A 16295-nucleotide genomic window follows, 5' to 3' on the forward strand; every position below is an offset into this window, starting at 1 on the left:
GAACGGCGTAGTTCACGCAAGCATCGGGCGGTCGTGGAGACTGCCTCATCGATCCGCCTGCCGGGGGGGCTGCGGGCGGATCGATGCGAAGCCACGCCGAGCAGCGCTCAGGCGATTTTGCATCGGACTACATATCAATTGATGCCATATCGGGGCACCCGGGAATACTGGGTCCAGGTAGAGATAAGGTGGAAGAATATATGCAAACGCAGCGTAAGCGGGTCGTAGTCACGGGGATGGGGCATATGTCGTCCATCGCCGATAACGTGGACGAATTCAAGGAAGCGCTCTTCAATAAAGTCTGCGGGATTCAGCCGAGCGAACACTATCAGCCCTGGTTCGATGGGGCGAACGCGTCGGAAGTGTTGCGCGAAGTCGTCTACGAGGACTTGCCGGCCGAGCGTGCGGAATTGCTCGACAAGGCTGCGCTGTGGGCCTACAAGGTCGGCCACGAAGCGCTCAAGCGTGCGGGTGCTGCATCGGCGGAATTGCGGGAGAAAACGGGCTTGATCATCGGTATCTCGTCCGCAGGCACCGAAGCCTATATGCCCATCCTGGAAGAGAATTACGAAATTTTCTCTCTCAGGAAGATGGTCGTTTCCGGCAGCTTTGCTTCGCCCAGCGCGATCGTTTCGGCGCTGCTCGGCCTGAAAGGCGGCTTCGAACTGGTGGCCACTGCGTGTACCGCGAGCACCAATGCAATCGGCATGGGATTCGACCAGATTCAGAATGGCAAAAATCCGGCTGTTCTCGTCATCGGCACGGAACCGCTTTACCTGCCGACCTTTGCGGGCTTCTACGCGCTGCACGCGATGAAGCGCAGTCCTGCGAGCCCGTTCTCGGGCGAGCCAGGCATGTCGATCGGCGAAGGCGCGGGCGCGCTGATGCTAGAGGAGTACGAGCACGCGGTTGCGCGTGGCGCGACCATCTACGCGGAAATCGTTTCGTACGCAACGTCTGGTGACGCGTACCACGAAACGGCTCCCGACCCGCGTGCGGAAGGCGCGGTCCAGGTGATGCGCTCGGCGCTGAACAATGCCGGACTCCAGCCGCATGACATCCAGTACATCAACGCCCACGGAACCGGAACGGACGCTAACGACCGCTCAGAGACGCTGGCGATGAAGAAGGTGTTCCCCACTATCGGGAATATTCCGGTGAGCTCGACGAAAGCTTACGTGGGACACAACATCGGGTCAGCCGGCATCATCGAATTGATCGCCTGCTACCTGACGCTCCCAGAAAAGAAGATTTTGCCGACGCTGAACTTCACCGTGCCTCGTCCCACCTGCGACTTGAACTACGTGCCCAATGAGTTTCAGTCTGCGGACGTCGGCGTGTTCATGAAGAACAACTATGCGTTCGGCGGCAACAACTGCTGCATTATTTCCAGCACTCGCTCGGGTATCGTGCCGACAACATCATATGAGCCGAAGCGGGTTGGCATCACGGGCATGGGTGCGGTTGCATCGGCGGGGCACGACATCGAGGAAATCTTCGAAGTCGTCTGGAGCGGCAAGTCGTCTGGACGGAAGGTCAGGCTCACCGGCGAGGTCGACGAAAGTCACTCGTTCGCAGGTCTCGTGGATCACCCGTCCGTGCGCAACGAAGTGAAGAGACACCTCCTGAGCATTTTCAGCCCGGAAGTGGTCGAAACGCTCGGTGAGCGGGAAATCTGGGTGCACGCGGTCGACGATCTCGATCCGCGCAAATATCTGCGTCGCTTCGACGAACGCAGGGCCAACCCCATTTGCACGTTCGCGCTGCTTGCCCTGACTCAGGCGCTCAAGGGCGCGAACCGGAAGATCCGGCGCGACGGTCACGATCTGGGACTGGTGCTGGGCATGGCGAAAGGTCCGCGCACGACCGTCGAAACATACATGCGCAGCATGATTCCGGAGCCCACAAAAGTCCGCACGTCGGAGTTCCCTGGCGCGCTGATGAATGCGATCGCCACGTTCTGCTCGATCACGGAAGGCATCAAGGGCTACAACACGACGCTGGCGACCGGCAACAATGCGGCCTTCGGCGCGTTGGGCTACGGCTACGAGCTGATTCGCCAGAGCCTGCAGCCGCAGGTGATCGTGGGCGGCGCCGACGAAAGGCCCATGCAGTTCTGGTCCTATCTGCAAGCAATCAACGATGGCCTGCAACTGGCGGACCGTCCCGAAGCGTACGAAGTCTACGGTCAGAACGGCAAGGGCTACTTGATGGGCGAAGGTGCGGGCATGCTCTTCCTGGAGGATGTCGACTACGCCAGGGCGCGAGGCGTGCCCGTGCTTGCGGAGGTTCTTGGCTACGGCAAGGCTTGCGACGCAAGCTATTTTGACCGCGATGCCGTGGAGCCGCGATGCGCGTCGATTACGACGTCGATCCGGCAGGCGCTCGACGAGGCCGGAATCGGTATCGACGAGATCGACCTGGTATGCGGCAACAGCGACGGGACGGCGTTGAGCAACGCCGCTGAACTGGGGGCGATTCGCACGGTTCTCGGCGAGCGCGTGGCACAGGTGCCGGTGGTCAACTACAACGGCTACTTCGGCAACGTGGAGTCGTGCAGCGGAATGCTGAACATGATCGTCGTTCTGGAGATCATGCGTCGCGGCGAAATTCCGCCGATTCCTTATACGAAGACGTTCAGCGCCAACGACATCCAGTTTGTCACGACCCTCCAGCGCAAGCAGGTACGCACGGCGCTCGTTCTGGGCGCAACGGAAGGCGGCAATCACTACGCGTACGTGCTCCGGGCAGGTGCCTGATGACTGTCAACGTCCCGGTATTGCTGGGCGGCGCCGGACTCGAATGTGCTTATGCGGGCAGTCCCGACGAACTCGTTCGGCGGCTGGCTGCCCGCGAGAGCGTGGCTGCCCAGCCGTGGTTCGCGAGCGATCGCGAAGCCACGGACCTGCGCCTTCCCGGAAATCCGCATCACGCGAGATTCTTCGTCGGGGATGCGGCACGGATGCCCGTGATGGAGCGAGTGCAACAGGCGCTGGAGCAGGTCATTGCTCAAGCACTGCAAAACTCGAATCTCGATGAAGCCAGCCTTGCCGACCCGGATTTGCGGGTGTATCTGGCAGGCCACGGCATGCGACCCGATTACGGCGATTTCGCGGGCTACGAGAACCGGAACGACGACGAAGATCGGCTGTATTTCCCGGAGAAACTCAAGGGACTGAATATCTCCAGTTACGCCCAGGACGAATTCGCTCATCGGCTTGCGGCCCGATATCGGCTGGCTGCACCGCCGGTTCCGATCTATACGGCCAGTTGCTCCGCGATGTCGTCGCTTTATCTCGGCTGGCAGGCGATACGTTCGGGCTTCACGCGCAGGGCACTTGTAGCTGGCTGGATGCAATACACGCTGCAGGACATTGTATTCATGGGCGGGCAGGGGGTATTGAGCGTCGGCAATTCGCAACCGTTCTCGGCGCAGAGCGGTGGCATGTTGCCCGCGGATGGTGCCTGCGCGCTCCTGCTCGAAGCCGGGGACGAAACGCCCGGTGCGACGACGTCGTCCCGCATACACATCGCCAGCTGCGTGTCGTATCAAAGCAGTGGGGAGGCGGGCGGCGCGATGACAGCGGATTTCCGCGGGATTGCCACAACGATGGAACGGGCAATCGAGGCAGCGGGGCTCAAGCCCGAGGACATCGCTTGCGTGGTTCCGCACGCCAACGGTGCACCGGCGAGCGACAAGTCCGAGGCGATGGCAATCCTGAAGATATGGGGAAAAAAAGGCGTGCCTGTCGTGACGTACAAGGCTCAGACCGGCTACATGTCGGTCTGTAGCGGACTGCTCGATCTCATTGTGATTTCCGATGCGATCGCGAAGCAGGAAGTGGTTTCCGCTCAAACGCAACTGCCTTTCGACGACACGTTGCAGGTCGATGTTCATGCCAATCGCAACGCGCTGCCGCTCGCTGGCGGCCCGATTCTGAAGACCACACTCGGTCTCGACGGCTCCGTTATTGCGTGTGTCTTGACGCAGGGGCCACTGTCCGGAGGTTTGCATGAACTGCGTAGTTCCTGATAGCGCGATCGGCGTGTTCGGGATCAGCATGGTGGAAAGCGGGCACGCGTTCGTCCCCTTCGAGCCGAGCTGGTTCAACGCCAACGAAGCGCGCTTTTTCAAACAGGCGCAGCGGCGTCAGGCGCAGCAGGAATGGCTATTCAGCCGCTTCGGCTTGCCAGACACGGAGGCGGACAGCGAACAGATGCGCCGGGCCGCGTATCGCGAAGCGCTCAACGCGGTTGCGAAGGTTTGCCGAAATGCCTTCGACCAGGTCGGCAGGAAGCTGGAAACGCAGATTCGCAAGCAGCGTTCCGCATTCGTTTATTTCGACGCGTGGGGAGAGACTGCCACGTTCGAGGGCGCGAACAGCTGGCGGGACGTCATCAGTCTCGATCTGCTACCCAAGCCGATCCTTCGAGACTATGGATTCCGGGACTTTTCGTGCAAGGTGCGCGGGGAGCGCAATGGTTTCATGCATGCGATTCGTTTGGCGTCCGATCTGCTGAATTCCAATGAAATGGATACGGTCGTGGTCGCGGGGTTGTTTCGAAGCTTGCCTCTCATGGTGCTGTCTTCGGCGGCGGAGCGCGTGGCGTTGCACGGCGGCGCGCGAGCGAAGCTGGGCACGCCGTGTCCGAGCGTCGAGCGCGCCGGCTGTGTCGTGCTGCGCCGGCGTCCTGCGCAGGGCATGTCGATCGCCATCACGTCGTATAGCCAGTTGCCAGAGCACCAGCAGCTTGCGCGCGAGCATCTCGCCAGCGCGTGGAAGGCACGTGGCAACGAGCGCACTGCATACGTCCTGGCCGGCCTGCATCCGAGTGCCGCCATGCGTGAACTGGAGCGCGAGGCCTATGCGGCATCTGCGATTGGCAAGCGCTATCTCTCGGTTTGCGACGTTTATGGCGACAGTGGATGCATGAATCCCATGCTCGCGCTTTCCCATTTGACCAGCGCACCGGAGTGGCGAGCGGGCAGTCATGCGTTGATCAGCGCGGACGACGGGCGAGGCGGTGTCTGGGCAATGGAATGCTGGAACGGCTCGCTCGAGGCGAGGGTTAATGAATGAGGATTGTGATGATTTTGCGTTTGACGCAACGCGCAACCGACGGGCGCCATAGGGGATTCAATCATGACGATTAACGTGCAACCCTTGCCGATCGTCCACATGCAGGGCGCGGGAAAGCGTTACGGAACGGGTGCCGGTGCAGTGCATGCGCTAAAGGGCATCGATCTCGCGATCCGGCCGGGCGAATTCGTCGCGTTGTGCGGTCCGTCGGGCAGCGGCAAGAGCACGTTGCTCAATCTGATGGCCGGCATCGATGCGCCTACCGAAGGGCGCGCATTGCTCCTGAACCACGATTTCGGCAGTTTGAGCGACGTCGCGGCGGCTGCGCTGCGGGCGAAGACGATCGGGTTCGTGTTTCAGTTTTTCAACCTGCTGCCGGTCCTCAGCATATTCGACAACGTGTACTACCCGTTGATGCTCAATGGGCACAGTCGTGCCGACGCGCGTGACGAAGTGATGTCGATGCTCGAGCGCGTGGGGCTGATCGCGCATTACAAACGCCGGCCGGGAGAGCTTTCCGGTGGGCAGCAGCAGCGTGCCGCCATTGCGCGTGCGCTCGTGAAGCGTCCCGCCCTCGTCGTTGCCGATGAGCCGACGGGCAATCTGGATACGCACACGGGCGAGGAGATCGTCGATTTGTTGCTCGACATGAACAAAGAGTTGCAGACCACGTTCGTGATCTCCACCCACTCACTGCAACTGAAGGACCGGGCGCGACGCGTCATTGAGATCGAGGATGGGAGGCTCAAGCGGGATGGGCAGCAAAATTAAGGCGCTATTGCGCGGCGCCATCGTCGCGACGCTTTTCGCGAGCGCGCAGGCCATGGCGGATACCCCGGCGAGCGATGCGACGCAAAGCGCGGCAATGTTGTCCGCCCTGAGCAAACAGAGCGCAGGCGACGCCCGTGCTCAGGCGATTCTTGCGATTGCGCAGCGCGTGTCGGGTTCCGACCTCGATCGTGCGGTGTCGGCGCTCAGGACGACGCTCACGCGTAATCCGGCGGACCTCGACGCCAAGATGTACTACGGATACGGCCAGTTGCGTCTGGCGCTGCAGTATCTCGACAAAAAGAATTTCTTGCAGGCGGCCGAGCGTGCGAAGCAAGGATTTTTCTATGTCGACGAGGCGGCGGAGAGTGCACCGGACAACTGGAGGCTGCGCTACCTGCGCACGCGAGTGGATGCCTTTTCTCCGCCTTCGAATGGACGCTGCGTGATTGCGCTCAAGGACATCGCGTACCTCGACGGGGACGCGGCGGTGCCGCGCGACCTGATGCCGATGATCGGGTTCATGCAGGAGCGTGCTCAGGACGCGTGCCGCCAGAGCTGGTCGCTGGCGGGCGGTAATCCGGAGCGTGCGGCAACTGCGCCGCCGCCGCCGCCGCTTGCGCCGGTCGAGATTGCCCGCGTGCTGGAACCCGTCGTGAAGGAGCAGCGATGAGCACTGCAATGTTTTATCTGTCGAACGCCGTGATGGTCTATGCCCTCGCGGTGGCGCTCGGCGCGTGCCTTTGGCGCCGCACCGACATTCAATATGTTTTTCTGAATCTGTTTCGCCAGCGCAGGCGCTCGGGTATGACGTTGCTCGCCATCGTCCTCGGCGGTGTCGCGGTATTTCTGTTCGGCGGCTTTGTCGACTATTCCTTCTGGGCTTTGCGCGAGCAGACGATCCGCACCAATGTCGGGCACATCCAGCTCTACGAGAAAGGCTATCTCGAGAGCGGCGCGGCGGTCGGCACCATGACGCACAGCATTTCCAACTATGACGAGATCGCGCAGATCCTGCGCACCGACCCAGTGATCGGGCCGCACATCAAGACCGTGACCGGCCGCATCGAGTTCTCGGGAATCATTTCCCGCTATGAAAGCGGTGTGTCGACCTTTTTTACGGGTGTGGGCGTGGAGCCCGAGACTTCGCTCGAAATTGGCGCGCTCGATCGCGTGGTGTCCGGAAGCGATCTCTCGCGTATCCAGCCGCAGGGTGTGACGATCGGCTCGGGCGTTGCAGCGGCGCTCAAGGCGCAGTACGACGACTACACCGATCTGCTCGTGGTGACGCCTGGAGGCGGGCAAAACGCAATGTCGGTACAGGTTCGCGGCATTTTCTCCTCGGGCATCAAGGAATACGACGACACCAACATCAAGTTGCCGCTCAAGACCGTGCAGCGGTTGCTGCAGACCCCGAACGTGAGCCGGGTCATCATCCTGCTCGACGATACGGACTATACCGACGCGGCCATGCGGCGCATCGACGAAATCATCAAGGCGCGCAATCTGCCGCTCGAGGCGCGCTCGTGGTCCGATCTTGCCGTGTACTACCACCAGGTCGTCAATCTGTTCGAGGGCATTTTCTTTTTCATCAAGGCGCTGGTCAGTGTGATCGTCGTCTTCATGATCGGCAACACCTTGATGATGAGCGTCATCGAGCGCACCCGGGAGATCGCGACGCTGCGTGCTCTCGGTCTTACGAAGCGCCACGTGGGGCGGCTCTTCATGCTCGAGGGCATCGTGATCGGCCTGCTCGGCGCGCTGATCAGCGTCGTGCTGGGGATCGGTCTTGCGGAGCTGATCAACATCAACGGCGTGCCGATGCCGCCTTCGCCGGGCTACACCCAGGGATATCTGGCCTTCGTCAGGTGGACTGGCGATTACCGTTTGTTCTGGTTTGCGTGCGCGCTGCCACTGGTCACTGCCGTCATCGCTTCGATCATGCCGGCGCGGCGGGCTGCGAATCTCGTCATTGCTGAAGCATTCCGATTTGTTTGAAGTACATATCAATATTTATCGACTACCAAGGGAGAAGTCAATGAAGAAGCAACGAGTTTTGATTACTGGGGCGGGCCGTGGCATTGGTTTCGCGATTGCACGCGTGCTGGCCGCAGAGGGCTACGATCTGGTGCTGAACTACCGCTCGGAGCAAGGCAAGTCGATTGCGAATCTGCAGCGCTTCATCCAGAGCGATGAGGCGAAGGGTATCGATATCAAGCTTGCCAAGGGCGATATTGCCGAGACTCGTGATGTCGAGAACATGATGAAGGCACTGCGTGCCGATGGCGTCGATCAGATCGACCATCTCGTGCTGAATGCCGCTTCCTCGCCCTTCAAGCCGTTCCTCGAGATGAACAAGTTCGACTGGAAACTGCTGCTCAACAGCAATCTCGTCGGCAACGTGGCGTGCGTGAACGAAGTGGTTCCGATGATGAAGAACGGCGGCACGATCTGCATTCTCTCGAGCATGGGCAGCCGCGTGGTCATGCCGAAGTATCCGCTCGGCATCATGAAGTCGGCGCTCGAAAATCTCGTGCGCTATCTTGAAGTCGAACTCTACGACCGCAATGTGCGAGTCAACGGCGTCTGCGCCGGTCTCGTCAATACGGACATGGGACCGATTCTCAAGGAAATGTGGCCGGAAGCGGTTGCGCGTTTCGAAGCGGGCAAGCGCCGCTGGGCAATCGAGCCCGAAGAGGTCGCTGAAATCGTGGCGTTCCTGATGTCGCCGAAATCCTCGGCTATTCGCGGCGCGACGGTGCTGGCTGATCTGGGCGGCGGGCTCGCAGCCTGAGGAGGCGCCGATGAAGCACAAGAATATAGCGCTGGTTGCGGCGTTGCTCGCGGGGGCTGCATCGGTCGCATTGGCGAACGACGCGATTCCTCTCGCGCTGCCGGCGTCCACCGTAGCCCAGCCGTCCATCCCGTCGGCACCGAGCGAAAACGGTGCTCCCGTGCAGCAGGACGCGCAGGCCCAGCAGATCATTCGCATGGCCGATCGCATTCGTGCGCCGAACGAGTCGTTCCGCTACACCGTGAAGCTGAACGAATTTCAAGGCGGCAGGAGCGTGATGCAGCAGACGCTCGACATCTCCATGCGCTTTTACAAACCCGCGGAGCGTGCGAAGAAGGGCGACGCACGCGCGCTCGTGCGCTTTATCGAGCCGGTCAAGGACAAGGGCAAGGCCATGCTGTCGGACTACGAAAAGATGTGGTACTACGCGCCGGATCTGCGCCGGCCGATACCGATCTCCAAGCAGCAGCGGCTCATTGGGCAGATCTCGAACGGCGACGTCGTTGCGGCGGATTTCGATTATTCGTATGTCTCGCAGCTGCAGGGCGAGGAGCCTTGCGGCAAGACGGTGTGCTATCGCCTCTCTTTGCAGCGGCGCTGGCCGTTCGTGACGTACCCGAAGATCATGTACTGGGTCGAGAAGGATACGTTCTATCCGTGGCGAGCCGATTTCATGTCCGATTCCGGCGTGGTGATCAAGCGCTCGTATTACAGCGACTATCGTACGGACCTTGGGCAAATGCGTCCGCATCGGATCATCGTCGAGGATTCGCTTCGTAAGGAAAACTACACGACTATGGACTATTCCGATGTGCGTTTCGAGTCGCTGCCGGAAAGCTATTTCCAGGTCGACTATCTCATGCGGATGAATTGATCCGCCCGAGCCGCTGTGAACATGACATGACAGGACAGAGATGGGGAAGAACCGGGTTGCATTAACGTGTTTTGCCGCGCTGGGGGCGCAGTGGTCCGCGACGCCGGCGCATGCGCTCGAGTGCGCCTCAGCGCGCGGCTACGTGGGCCTGGAGGGCGTCGACACGTTCACGCGCGACAGCTTGTGGGGCGACGACGCATTCCGCAGGAATTTCGCCTTCGATGGCTATGCCAGCGGGACGGTCTCATGCCAGTTCTCCGAGCAGATCAGCGCGAAGGCGACGGCGGGCGCGCAGTACGCGGCGGGTACGGAAGATCCCGGCACGCTCGACGGCAAGAAGGACAGCGGTCTTGCCATCCTCAACGAGGGGTACGTCACCTGGAAGCCTTCCGAGCAGATCTTCCTCGACGTCGGCAAGATCGAGCGCAATAACGGCAATCTGTTTTCGCAGAATCCGCTCGACGTGGTTCGCAATACGTCCGGGAATCTGCGTTCGACGTTCGTCAACAATGGCGACACGAACCGCTACGGGTTCTACCGCGAAGGGTCGGTGGGCGTGGGCGTGACGGCTTACAACGACCATGGCACGATCGACCTCGCTTACTTGCCGAAGCTTGCGACCAACAACGACGAGGCGCAATCCGCGGAAAAATGGAGCTCGCTCGAGCGCACCAACTCCAACAATCGCTTTTACGCGGCATACACGTCTTCGGCGCTGAGCAATTTCAATCCTACTGTCGCCGCGGTGGTGGGCGACTACAACGTGCTCGGCGTGGGCACCAGCGGTTATTTGACGGACAACCTCATGCTGGGCGCGCAGGCGTCGGTCAGCAAGGGGCAGCGCTGGCGTCATTTGAACATGGCCAAGGCGGCGGCCATCCGCTCGTATGAGAACGTCGGCAATCCTTTTTCAATCGACCGGACCGGCGCGCGCACCGATATTGCCATTGGCCTGCGCTACACCGATTCCGAGCGTACGGAATACGGCATCGAGTACTACGGCCAGAGCCAGGGTTATAGCCGCAACGAATGGAAGAGCTACTTCGATACGGTCACGTTTATCAACGGCGGCTATGCGAAAGGCTTGCCGCCTCCGGTCGCCAACAGCCTGGCGTCGGGCTATGACCAATATTCGAGTCTCTTCGGTTCGGAAACCGATAACGCGAATCGCGGGGGCAACCTGCTCGGCAAGCACTATGCGACCGTCTTCGTTAGTTCAAAGAAGCAGGCGATTCGCAAGCTCGACTGGACCGCGTCGGCAACAACGAATCTGGTCGACGGCAGTGCGTACGTCAACGCACGAGTGAGCACCTACGCTAGCAATCACGTCGAACTCTATACGGGCGTATCGATGAGTTTCGGCTCGAGCCGTTCTGAATTCGGGCAATTCGGCAGGAGGGGGTATGTTTATGCAGGAACGCGAATCATCGTTTGAGCGTGTGATCTCTGATCACGTTTTTCTGTTCCCGGGGCAAGGAAATCCGGCCATCGGCATGGGGGCCGAGGTTTGCGACGTTTCACCCGCCACGAACGCCGTGTGGGACTGCGCGAGCGACTTCTCCGGGGTCGACGTGCGCAAGCTGTGCCGCAGAGGGCCGATGACCAGGCTTACGCGCACGCGCTTTCAGCAGCTTGCCGTGACCACGGTGAGCGTCGCGATGTTCGAGCGCTTGCGCGAGCGCATGCCGATCGAGCGGCCTGTCTTCGCGGGGCACAGCGCGGGCGAGTACGCCGCGCTCTATGGCGCGGGCGCTTTCGACATGCCGACGCTCTTCAAGGCGATTACCGCGCGCGCCAACCTGATGGAAGAAATGGCCGAGGCGAGCGACGGCGCGATGTACGTCGTGAAAGGCATCGAGCGGTCCACGCTGCAGCGCCTGCTAGACGAAGCGGGCGTCGGTGAGCGCGTGCAGATCGCCAACGATAATTCACCGCGTCAGCAGGTGCTGTCGGGAACGGCATCGGACGTCAAGGCGATGATCGGGGAGGTGCAGCGCGGTGGCTACGACGTTGTGAAGCTGCCGGTCAATGGCGCGTGGCACAGCCATCTGATGGCGCCTGCCGTGCCGCGTTTGCGCGAGGCGCTTCGCGCGGTTCCGGTTCGCAAGCCGGTGCATCCGGTCTATATGAACCTGAGCGCCAGCGTCGAAGAGGACGTGGACGTCATCGTCGAAAACCTGTGCGGCCACCTGACCCAAACGGTGCGGTGGCGAGAAACGATGGGCGCGATGCTCGACCGCGGCTGCAGGCGTTTTGCGGAAATGGGGGCGAAAAAAATGCTCACATACATGCTCGCGTCGCATTACGCCATGGGCGCACAGCTCGACGTTTCGTGCTTCGACGACTGGTCCGCGCAATGCGAGCCAGCCAAGCCCGTTTGCTGAGCGAGGTTGCGATGGTGCCGAACTCTTCTGAATACCTCAGGCGCCGCGTGATGGCGACCGCCGCCGTGACTGCCGTGATCGCCACCATACTGGTGTCCTCGCTGACGCGCAACGCACCCGGCCTCACGGCCGTCCAGGCGATTGCAGGGCTCGGCATGATTTCCGCGTCGGTTTTTTTTGCCATTGCCCGGGACAGTGGCGGCTATTGGTTCTACACGATTCGCGCAGGCAAGGTCTTTGACCATAATCCGCAATGGCCGACCGACACTGAGGACAGGACGTGGCGGGGCGCGCTGGCGCGAAGTCCCTGGCTGGCGGCGGCGGTGGGATTTGCGTTTGCGGCGCTCAGCTGTGCGCTAGCGATGACACTCGTTCCGCAGCATCTCGGCCTTTATGCCTGGTGCTACACCCTGCTGCTGCTGCCTGCCGCGACGGCGGGCTTTTCGCTTATTGCGGCGCATGCGGGGGCTCAGGACGCGCTGCGGATTCTCGGCGGCAAGTCCGCGACGCCTTCGCCGCATCGCGCGCGGCGACTGATCGCGGCCGATCTGTTTTTCGCTATCGTCACCAATTTCGCGCTGGTGCTGCCGGTGCGACACAAGCCCGCTTACTCGCTGGAGCACGGTTACGGCTACGCGCCGTTCGTGGTGGCCTTTGCAATCTTGCTGGTGATTGTGTGCGCTTTCATGATTGGCTTTGCGTCCCGGTCAAGACGCGCCACGTTGACGGGCGAATTGCTGATGGGCAAGGCGGATGAGCGGTTCATTCAGCTCGCCGGGGCGACGAGCCGCTGGTTGGGCATGTCCGCAATCGGGCGCTATACGCTCTATCTCGTGTCGACGGTCATCTGGGCGGCGCTCGTGTGCGCGGCATTCGAGAAGTGGGCGCCGGGGGCGGGCTTCGTGCCGCTTTATTGTGTTGCACTCGTGCCGCTGATGATCATGTATGCCGGCGAGCGTTGCGTGTCGATGCATCGCGATCTGATCGAGGCTCGGGACGGCGAGCGTCGTGTGCTGTTGACGTTCAAGGACGTGAAACTGGCATTGCCCACGGATTAGCGTTGCCCGCGTGCGCAGCGGGCCGCGTCGGGCCGCGCGGCAGTCCGCCCCACTGCCGTTTGGCCAATGTCGCGGAGATTGGCGGTCGGGGCGGGTAGGGGTTGGTAAAATGCGGCAACCCCGCCTCATCACGTGTGCCGCCTTCATGTCCCGCTCCCTCGAAATTCTCAACGAAGTCTTCGGTTATCCCGCCTTTAGAGGGCAGCAAGCCGAGATCGTCGAGCATGTCGCGGCGGGCGGCGATTCCCTCGTGCTCATGCCCACGGGCGGCGGCAAGTCCCTGTGCTACCAGATCCCGGCACTCGTGCGCCACGAAGCGGGTCACGGCGCCGGCATCGTGGTGTCGCCGCTCATCGCGCTCATGCAGGACCAGGTGGCCGCGCTCACCGAAGTCGGCGTGCGCGCGGCGTATCTGAATTCCACGCTCACCGGCGCCGAGGCCGCCGCTACTGAGCGCTCGCTGCGCGAGGGCGACATCGACCTGCTCTATGTCGCGCCCGAGCGGCTCATGACGTCGCGCTTTCTCGATCTGCTCGAGCGCGCGCGCATCGGCCTCTTTGCGATCGACGAGGCGCACTGCGTGTCGCAATGGGGGCACGACTTCCGGCCCGAGTACATTCAGCTCTCGATCTTGCACGAGCGTTTCCCCGACGTGCCGCGCATCGCGCTGACCGCCACCGCGGACGCGATCACGCGCGACGAGATCGTGCATCGTCTCGCGCTCGACGACGCCCGCATCTTCGTTTCGAGCTTCGACCGGCCGAATATCCGCTACCGCATCGTCGAGAAGGACAATGCGCGCACGCAGCTGCTCGACTTCATCCGTGCGGAGCATTCGCGCGTCGACGGGACGACCGATGCCGGTGTCGTCTACTGCCTCTCGCGCCGTAAGGTGGAGGAAACTGCGGAGTGGCTGAAGGGGCAGGGCGTGCGCGCCTTGCCGTACCACGCCGGCATGGAGTTCGAGGTGCGTCAGAAGCACCAGGAAATCTTCCAGCGTGAGGAAGGCGTGGTCATGTGCGCGACCATCGCGTTCGGCATGGGCATCGACAAGCCGGACGTGCGTTTCGTCGCGCACCTCGACCTGCCCAAGAGCGTGGAAGGCTATTACCAGGAAACCGGCCGCGCGGGCCGCGACGGGCTGGCGGCGAATGCGTGGATGGCCTACGGCCTCGGTGACGTCGTGCAGCAACGCAAGATGATCGACGAGTCCGACGCCGACGATCAGCACAAGCGCGTCCAGACGGGCAAGCTCGATGCGCTGCTCGGCCTGTGCGAAACCGCCACGTGCCGGCGCGTGCGCCTGCTCGCGTACTTCGGCGAAGCGAGCAAGCCCTGCGGCAACTGCGACACCTGCATCGAGCCGCCGGCTACGTGGGACGCCACGCGCGAGGCGCAGATGGCGCTTTCGTGCGTATTTCGCGCGCAGCGCGCAAGCGGTTTCAATTTCGGCGCGGGCCATTTGATCGACATTCTGCGCGGCAACCGCAACGAAAAGATCATGCAGCGCGGGCACGAGAAAATTTCGACGTTCGGCATTGGCTCGGCGCTTTCTGAAGCCGAATGGCGCGCGATTTTCCGGCAACTGGTGGCGTTCGGCTATCTCACCGTCGATCACGACGGCTTTGGCGCACTCGTGCTCACCGAAGCAAGCAAGCCCGTGCTCAAGGGTGAGCAGCAGGTCACGATGCGCCGCTACGTGAAACCCACGCGTACGCGCACCTCGTCGAGCCGCACCAGCGAGCGTGCCGATCCGACCCTCGGCATGAGCCCGCGCCAGCGTGGGCGCTGGGAGCGCCTGCGGCTGTGGCGCACCGATACCGCGAAGAGCGAGGGCGTCCCCGCCTACGTGATCTTTCACGACGCCACGCTGGCGGAGATCGCGCGCAACGGCCCCGAGTCGGTCGACGAGTTGCGTGATATTCCGGGCATCGGCGCGCGCAAGCTCGAACGCTTCGGCGAGGAGCTGGTCGAGGTCGTCGGCGACGATTGAGCGCGCTGGCGGGGCGGCGCGTTCGTGCTGTGTCACGTGATTGCCACATTCTCCGTCCTCCGAAATGTCGCAAGCCGTTGACTCGCTTGGTATTTTCGGAATATCATGCTGGGTTCCGGTTTCTGGGATGCTTGCGCGCGTCGGTTAGTTTGACTAATTCGTCGGCTGAGCAACGCATAAAGCGCCTGTCATTTTCAGGTTCTGGAGTTCGATACGCATGGTTTTCCGCTTTGCCCGGAAATAAATGCGTCGATTTTGTTCAATTTCAGGAATAAACAATGCCAACCATCAATCAACTGGTTCGCAAAGGCCGCGCTTCGGAAGCTACGAAGAGCAAGTCGCCGGCCCTGCAGGACTGCCCGCAGCGTCGCGGCGTGTGCACCCGTGTGTACACGACGACGCCGAAGAAGCCGAACTCGGCACTTCGTAAGGTCGCCAAGGTTCGTCTGACGAACGGCTTCGAAGTCATTTCGTACATCGGTGGTGAAGGCCACAACCTGCAGGAGCACTCGGTCGTGCTGATCCGCGGCGGCCGTGTGAAGGACTTGCCGGGTGTGCGCTACCACATGGTTCGCGGCTCGCTGGATACCCAGGGCGTCAAGGATCGTAAGCAGGCTCGTTCGAAGTACGGCGCAAAGCGCGCGAAGGCTGCGAAGTAAGAGTCAAGTGTCGTCGTGCTCGCGAGAGTGCCGGCGATAAAAGCGACAGGTGCCGGATTGGCCGGTGCTGTCGAGTAAGTGGTCACCCGACCAGGCTGGTAAGTCGTGAGATGAATCGGGTTAGTTGGTGGCCGCGGAGCGTTGGGTTCAATCCACGCTTCAACTGAAAAGTTAAAGGAAGAAACATGCCGCGTCGTCGCGAAGTCCCCAAGCGGGAAGTGTTGCCGGATCCGAAGTTCGGCAACGTTGATGTAGCCAAGTTCATGAACGTGCTGATGCTCTCCGGCAAGAAGTCGGTTGCCGAGCGTATCGTGTACGGCGCTTTCGAACAGATCCAGACCAAGGGTGGCAAGGACCCGCTGGAAGTGTTCACTGTTGCGCTCAACAACGTGAAGCCGGTGGTGGAAGTGAAGAGCCGCCGCGTTGGTGGTGCGAACTATCAGGTTCCGGTCGAAGTGCGCCCCTCGCGTCGTATGGCATTGGCGATGCGTTGGCTGCGTGAAGCCGCGAAGAAGCGTAGCGAGAAGTCGATGGCCCTGCGTCTGGCAGGTGAACTCTCCGAAGCGGCCGAAGGCCGTGGCGGCGCGATGAAGAAGCGCGACGAAGTTCACCGGATGGCAGAAGCGAACAAGGCGTTCTCGCACTTCCGCTTCTAAGAGAAAGCCCCTACCGGGGTTTGCTCAA

13 protein-coding genes are annotated in these 16295 nt (G+C 61.6%); all 13 read left to right on the plus strand.

Going from position 1 to position 16295, the window contains the following annotated elements:
* Positions 1–200 precede the first annotated feature (200 nt).
* Positions 201–2759, plus strand: coding sequence for a beta-ketoacyl synthase N-terminal-like domain-containing protein (locus PWP93_RS14025; protein WP_421044878.1), 2559 nt, complete (start codon positions 201–203; stop codon positions 2757–2759).
* Between the two features lie 20 nt (positions 2760–2779).
* Positions 2780–4033: a beta-ketoacyl synthase N-terminal-like domain-containing protein gene (locus PWP93_RS14030; RefSeq protein ID WP_421044879.1), complete on the plus strand. Its 1254-nt coding sequence runs from the start codon at positions 2780–2782 to the stop codon at positions 4031–4033.
* The gene (locus tag PWP93_RS14035) at positions 4014–5081 is read left to right on the plus strand and encodes a hypothetical protein (protein ID WP_421044880.1); all 1068 of its coding nucleotides are present in this window, start codon (positions 4014–4016) and stop codon (positions 5079–5081) included. The genes PWP93_RS14030 and PWP93_RS14035 overlap by 20 nt, the downstream gene beginning before the upstream one ends.
* A gap of 63 nt (positions 5082–5144) precedes the next feature.
* Positions 5145–5852: an ABC transporter ATP-binding protein gene (locus tag PWP93_RS14040; RefSeq protein WP_421044881.1), complete on the plus strand. Its 708-nt coding sequence runs from the start codon at positions 5145–5147 to the stop codon at positions 5850–5852.
* Positions 5836–6522 (plus strand): hypothetical protein, encoded by a 687-nt coding sequence (locus PWP93_RS14045; RefSeq protein ID WP_421044882.1) that lies wholly within the window; start codon positions 5836–5838, stop codon positions 6520–6522. Before PWP93_RS14040 ends, PWP93_RS14045 begins: the two co-directional genes overlap by 17 nt.
* Positions 6519–7847 (plus strand): ABC transporter permease, encoded by a 1329-nt coding sequence (locus PWP93_RS14050; protein WP_421044883.1) that lies wholly within the window; start codon positions 6519–6521, stop codon positions 7845–7847. The genes PWP93_RS14045 and PWP93_RS14050 overlap by 4 nt, the downstream gene beginning before the upstream one ends.
* Before the next feature lie 40 nt (positions 7848–7887).
* Entirely contained in the window at positions 7888–8643 is a 756-nt protein-coding gene (locus PWP93_RS14055) for an SDR family oxidoreductase (RefSeq protein ID WP_421044884.1), read from the plus strand.
* 10 nt (positions 8644–8653) lie between these two features.
* Positions 8654–9517: an outer membrane lipoprotein-sorting protein gene (locus PWP93_RS14060; RefSeq protein WP_421044885.1), complete on the plus strand. Its 864-nt coding sequence runs from the start codon at positions 8654–8656 to the stop codon at positions 9515–9517.
* Between the two features lie 40 nt (positions 9518–9557).
* Positions 9558–10952: a hypothetical protein gene (locus tag PWP93_RS14065; protein ID WP_421044886.1), complete on the plus strand. Its 1395-nt coding sequence runs from the start codon at positions 9558–9560 to the stop codon at positions 10950–10952.
* Complete coding sequence (locus tag PWP93_RS14070) at positions 10921–11901, plus strand: ACP S-malonyltransferase (protein WP_421044887.1); 981 nt, start codon at positions 10921–10923, stop codon at positions 11899–11901. The genes PWP93_RS14065 and PWP93_RS14070 overlap by 32 nt, the downstream gene beginning before the upstream one ends.
* A 1203-nt stretch (positions 11902–13104) precedes the next feature.
* Positions 13105–14952: a DNA helicase RecQ gene (gene recQ / locus PWP93_RS14075; protein WP_421044888.1), complete on the plus strand. Its 1848-nt coding sequence runs from the start codon at positions 13105–13107 to the stop codon at positions 14950–14952.
* Between the two features lie 278 nt (positions 14953–15230).
* Positions 15231–15611, plus strand: coding sequence for a 30S ribosomal protein S12 (gene rpsL / locus PWP93_RS14080; protein ID WP_027797953.1), 381 nt, complete (start codon positions 15231–15233; stop codon positions 15609–15611).
* 185 nt (positions 15612–15796) lie between these two features.
* Positions 15797–16267: a 30S ribosomal protein S7 gene (gene rpsG, locus PWP93_RS14085; RefSeq protein ID WP_006053291.1), complete on the plus strand. Its 471-nt coding sequence runs from the start codon at positions 15797–15799 to the stop codon at positions 16265–16267.
* Positions 16268–16295 lie beyond the last annotated feature (28 nt).

The sequence above is a fragment of the Paraburkholderia sp. A1RI-2L genome (assembly GCF_048957375.1).
In the GTDB taxonomy this organism is placed as follows: domain Bacteria; phylum Pseudomonadota; class Gammaproteobacteria; order Burkholderiales; family Burkholderiaceae; genus Paraburkholderia.

Coding starts and splice junctions, on each gene's coding strand:
- PWP93_RS14025 (WP_421044878.1), top strand. CDS start 201: ATGCAAACGCAGCGTAAGCGGGTCGTAGTCACGGGGATGGGGCATATG.
- PWP93_RS14035 (WP_421044880.1), top strand. CDS start 4,014: ATGAACTGCGTAGTTCCTGATAGCGCGATCGGCGTGTTCGGGATCAGC.
- PWP93_RS14040 (WP_421044881.1), top strand. CDS start 5,145: ATGACGATTAACGTGCAACCCTTGCCGATCGTCCACATGCAGGGCGCG.
- PWP93_RS14045 (WP_421044882.1), top strand. CDS start 5,836: ATGGGCAGCAAAATTAAGGCGCTATTGCGCGGCGCCATCGTCGCGACG.
- PWP93_RS14050 (WP_421044883.1), top strand. CDS start 6,519: ATGAGCACTGCAATGTTTTATCTGTCGAACGCCGTGATGGTCTATGCC.
- PWP93_RS14055 (WP_421044884.1), top strand. CDS start 7,888: ATGAAGAAGCAACGAGTTTTGATTACTGGGGCGGGCCGTGGCATTGGT.
- PWP93_RS14060 (WP_421044885.1), top strand. CDS start 8,654: ATGAAGCACAAGAATATAGCGCTGGTTGCGGCGTTGCTCGCGGGGGCT.
- PWP93_RS14065 (WP_421044886.1), top strand. CDS start 9,558: ATGGGGAAGAACCGGGTTGCATTAACGTGTTTTGCCGCGCTGGGGGCG.
- PWP93_RS14070 (WP_421044887.1), top strand. CDS start 10,921: ATGTTTATGCAGGAACGCGAATCATCGTTTGAGCGTGTGATCTCTGAT.
- recQ (WP_421044888.1), top strand. CDS start 13,105: ATGTCCCGCTCCCTCGAAATTCTCAACGAAGTCTTCGGTTATCCCGCC.
- rpsL (WP_027797953.1), top strand. CDS start 15,231: ATGCCAACCATCAATCAACTGGTTCGCAAAGGCCGCGCTTCGGAAGCT.
- rpsG (WP_006053291.1), top strand. CDS start 15,797: ATGCCGCGTCGTCGCGAAGTCCCCAAGCGGGAAGTGTTGCCGGATCCG.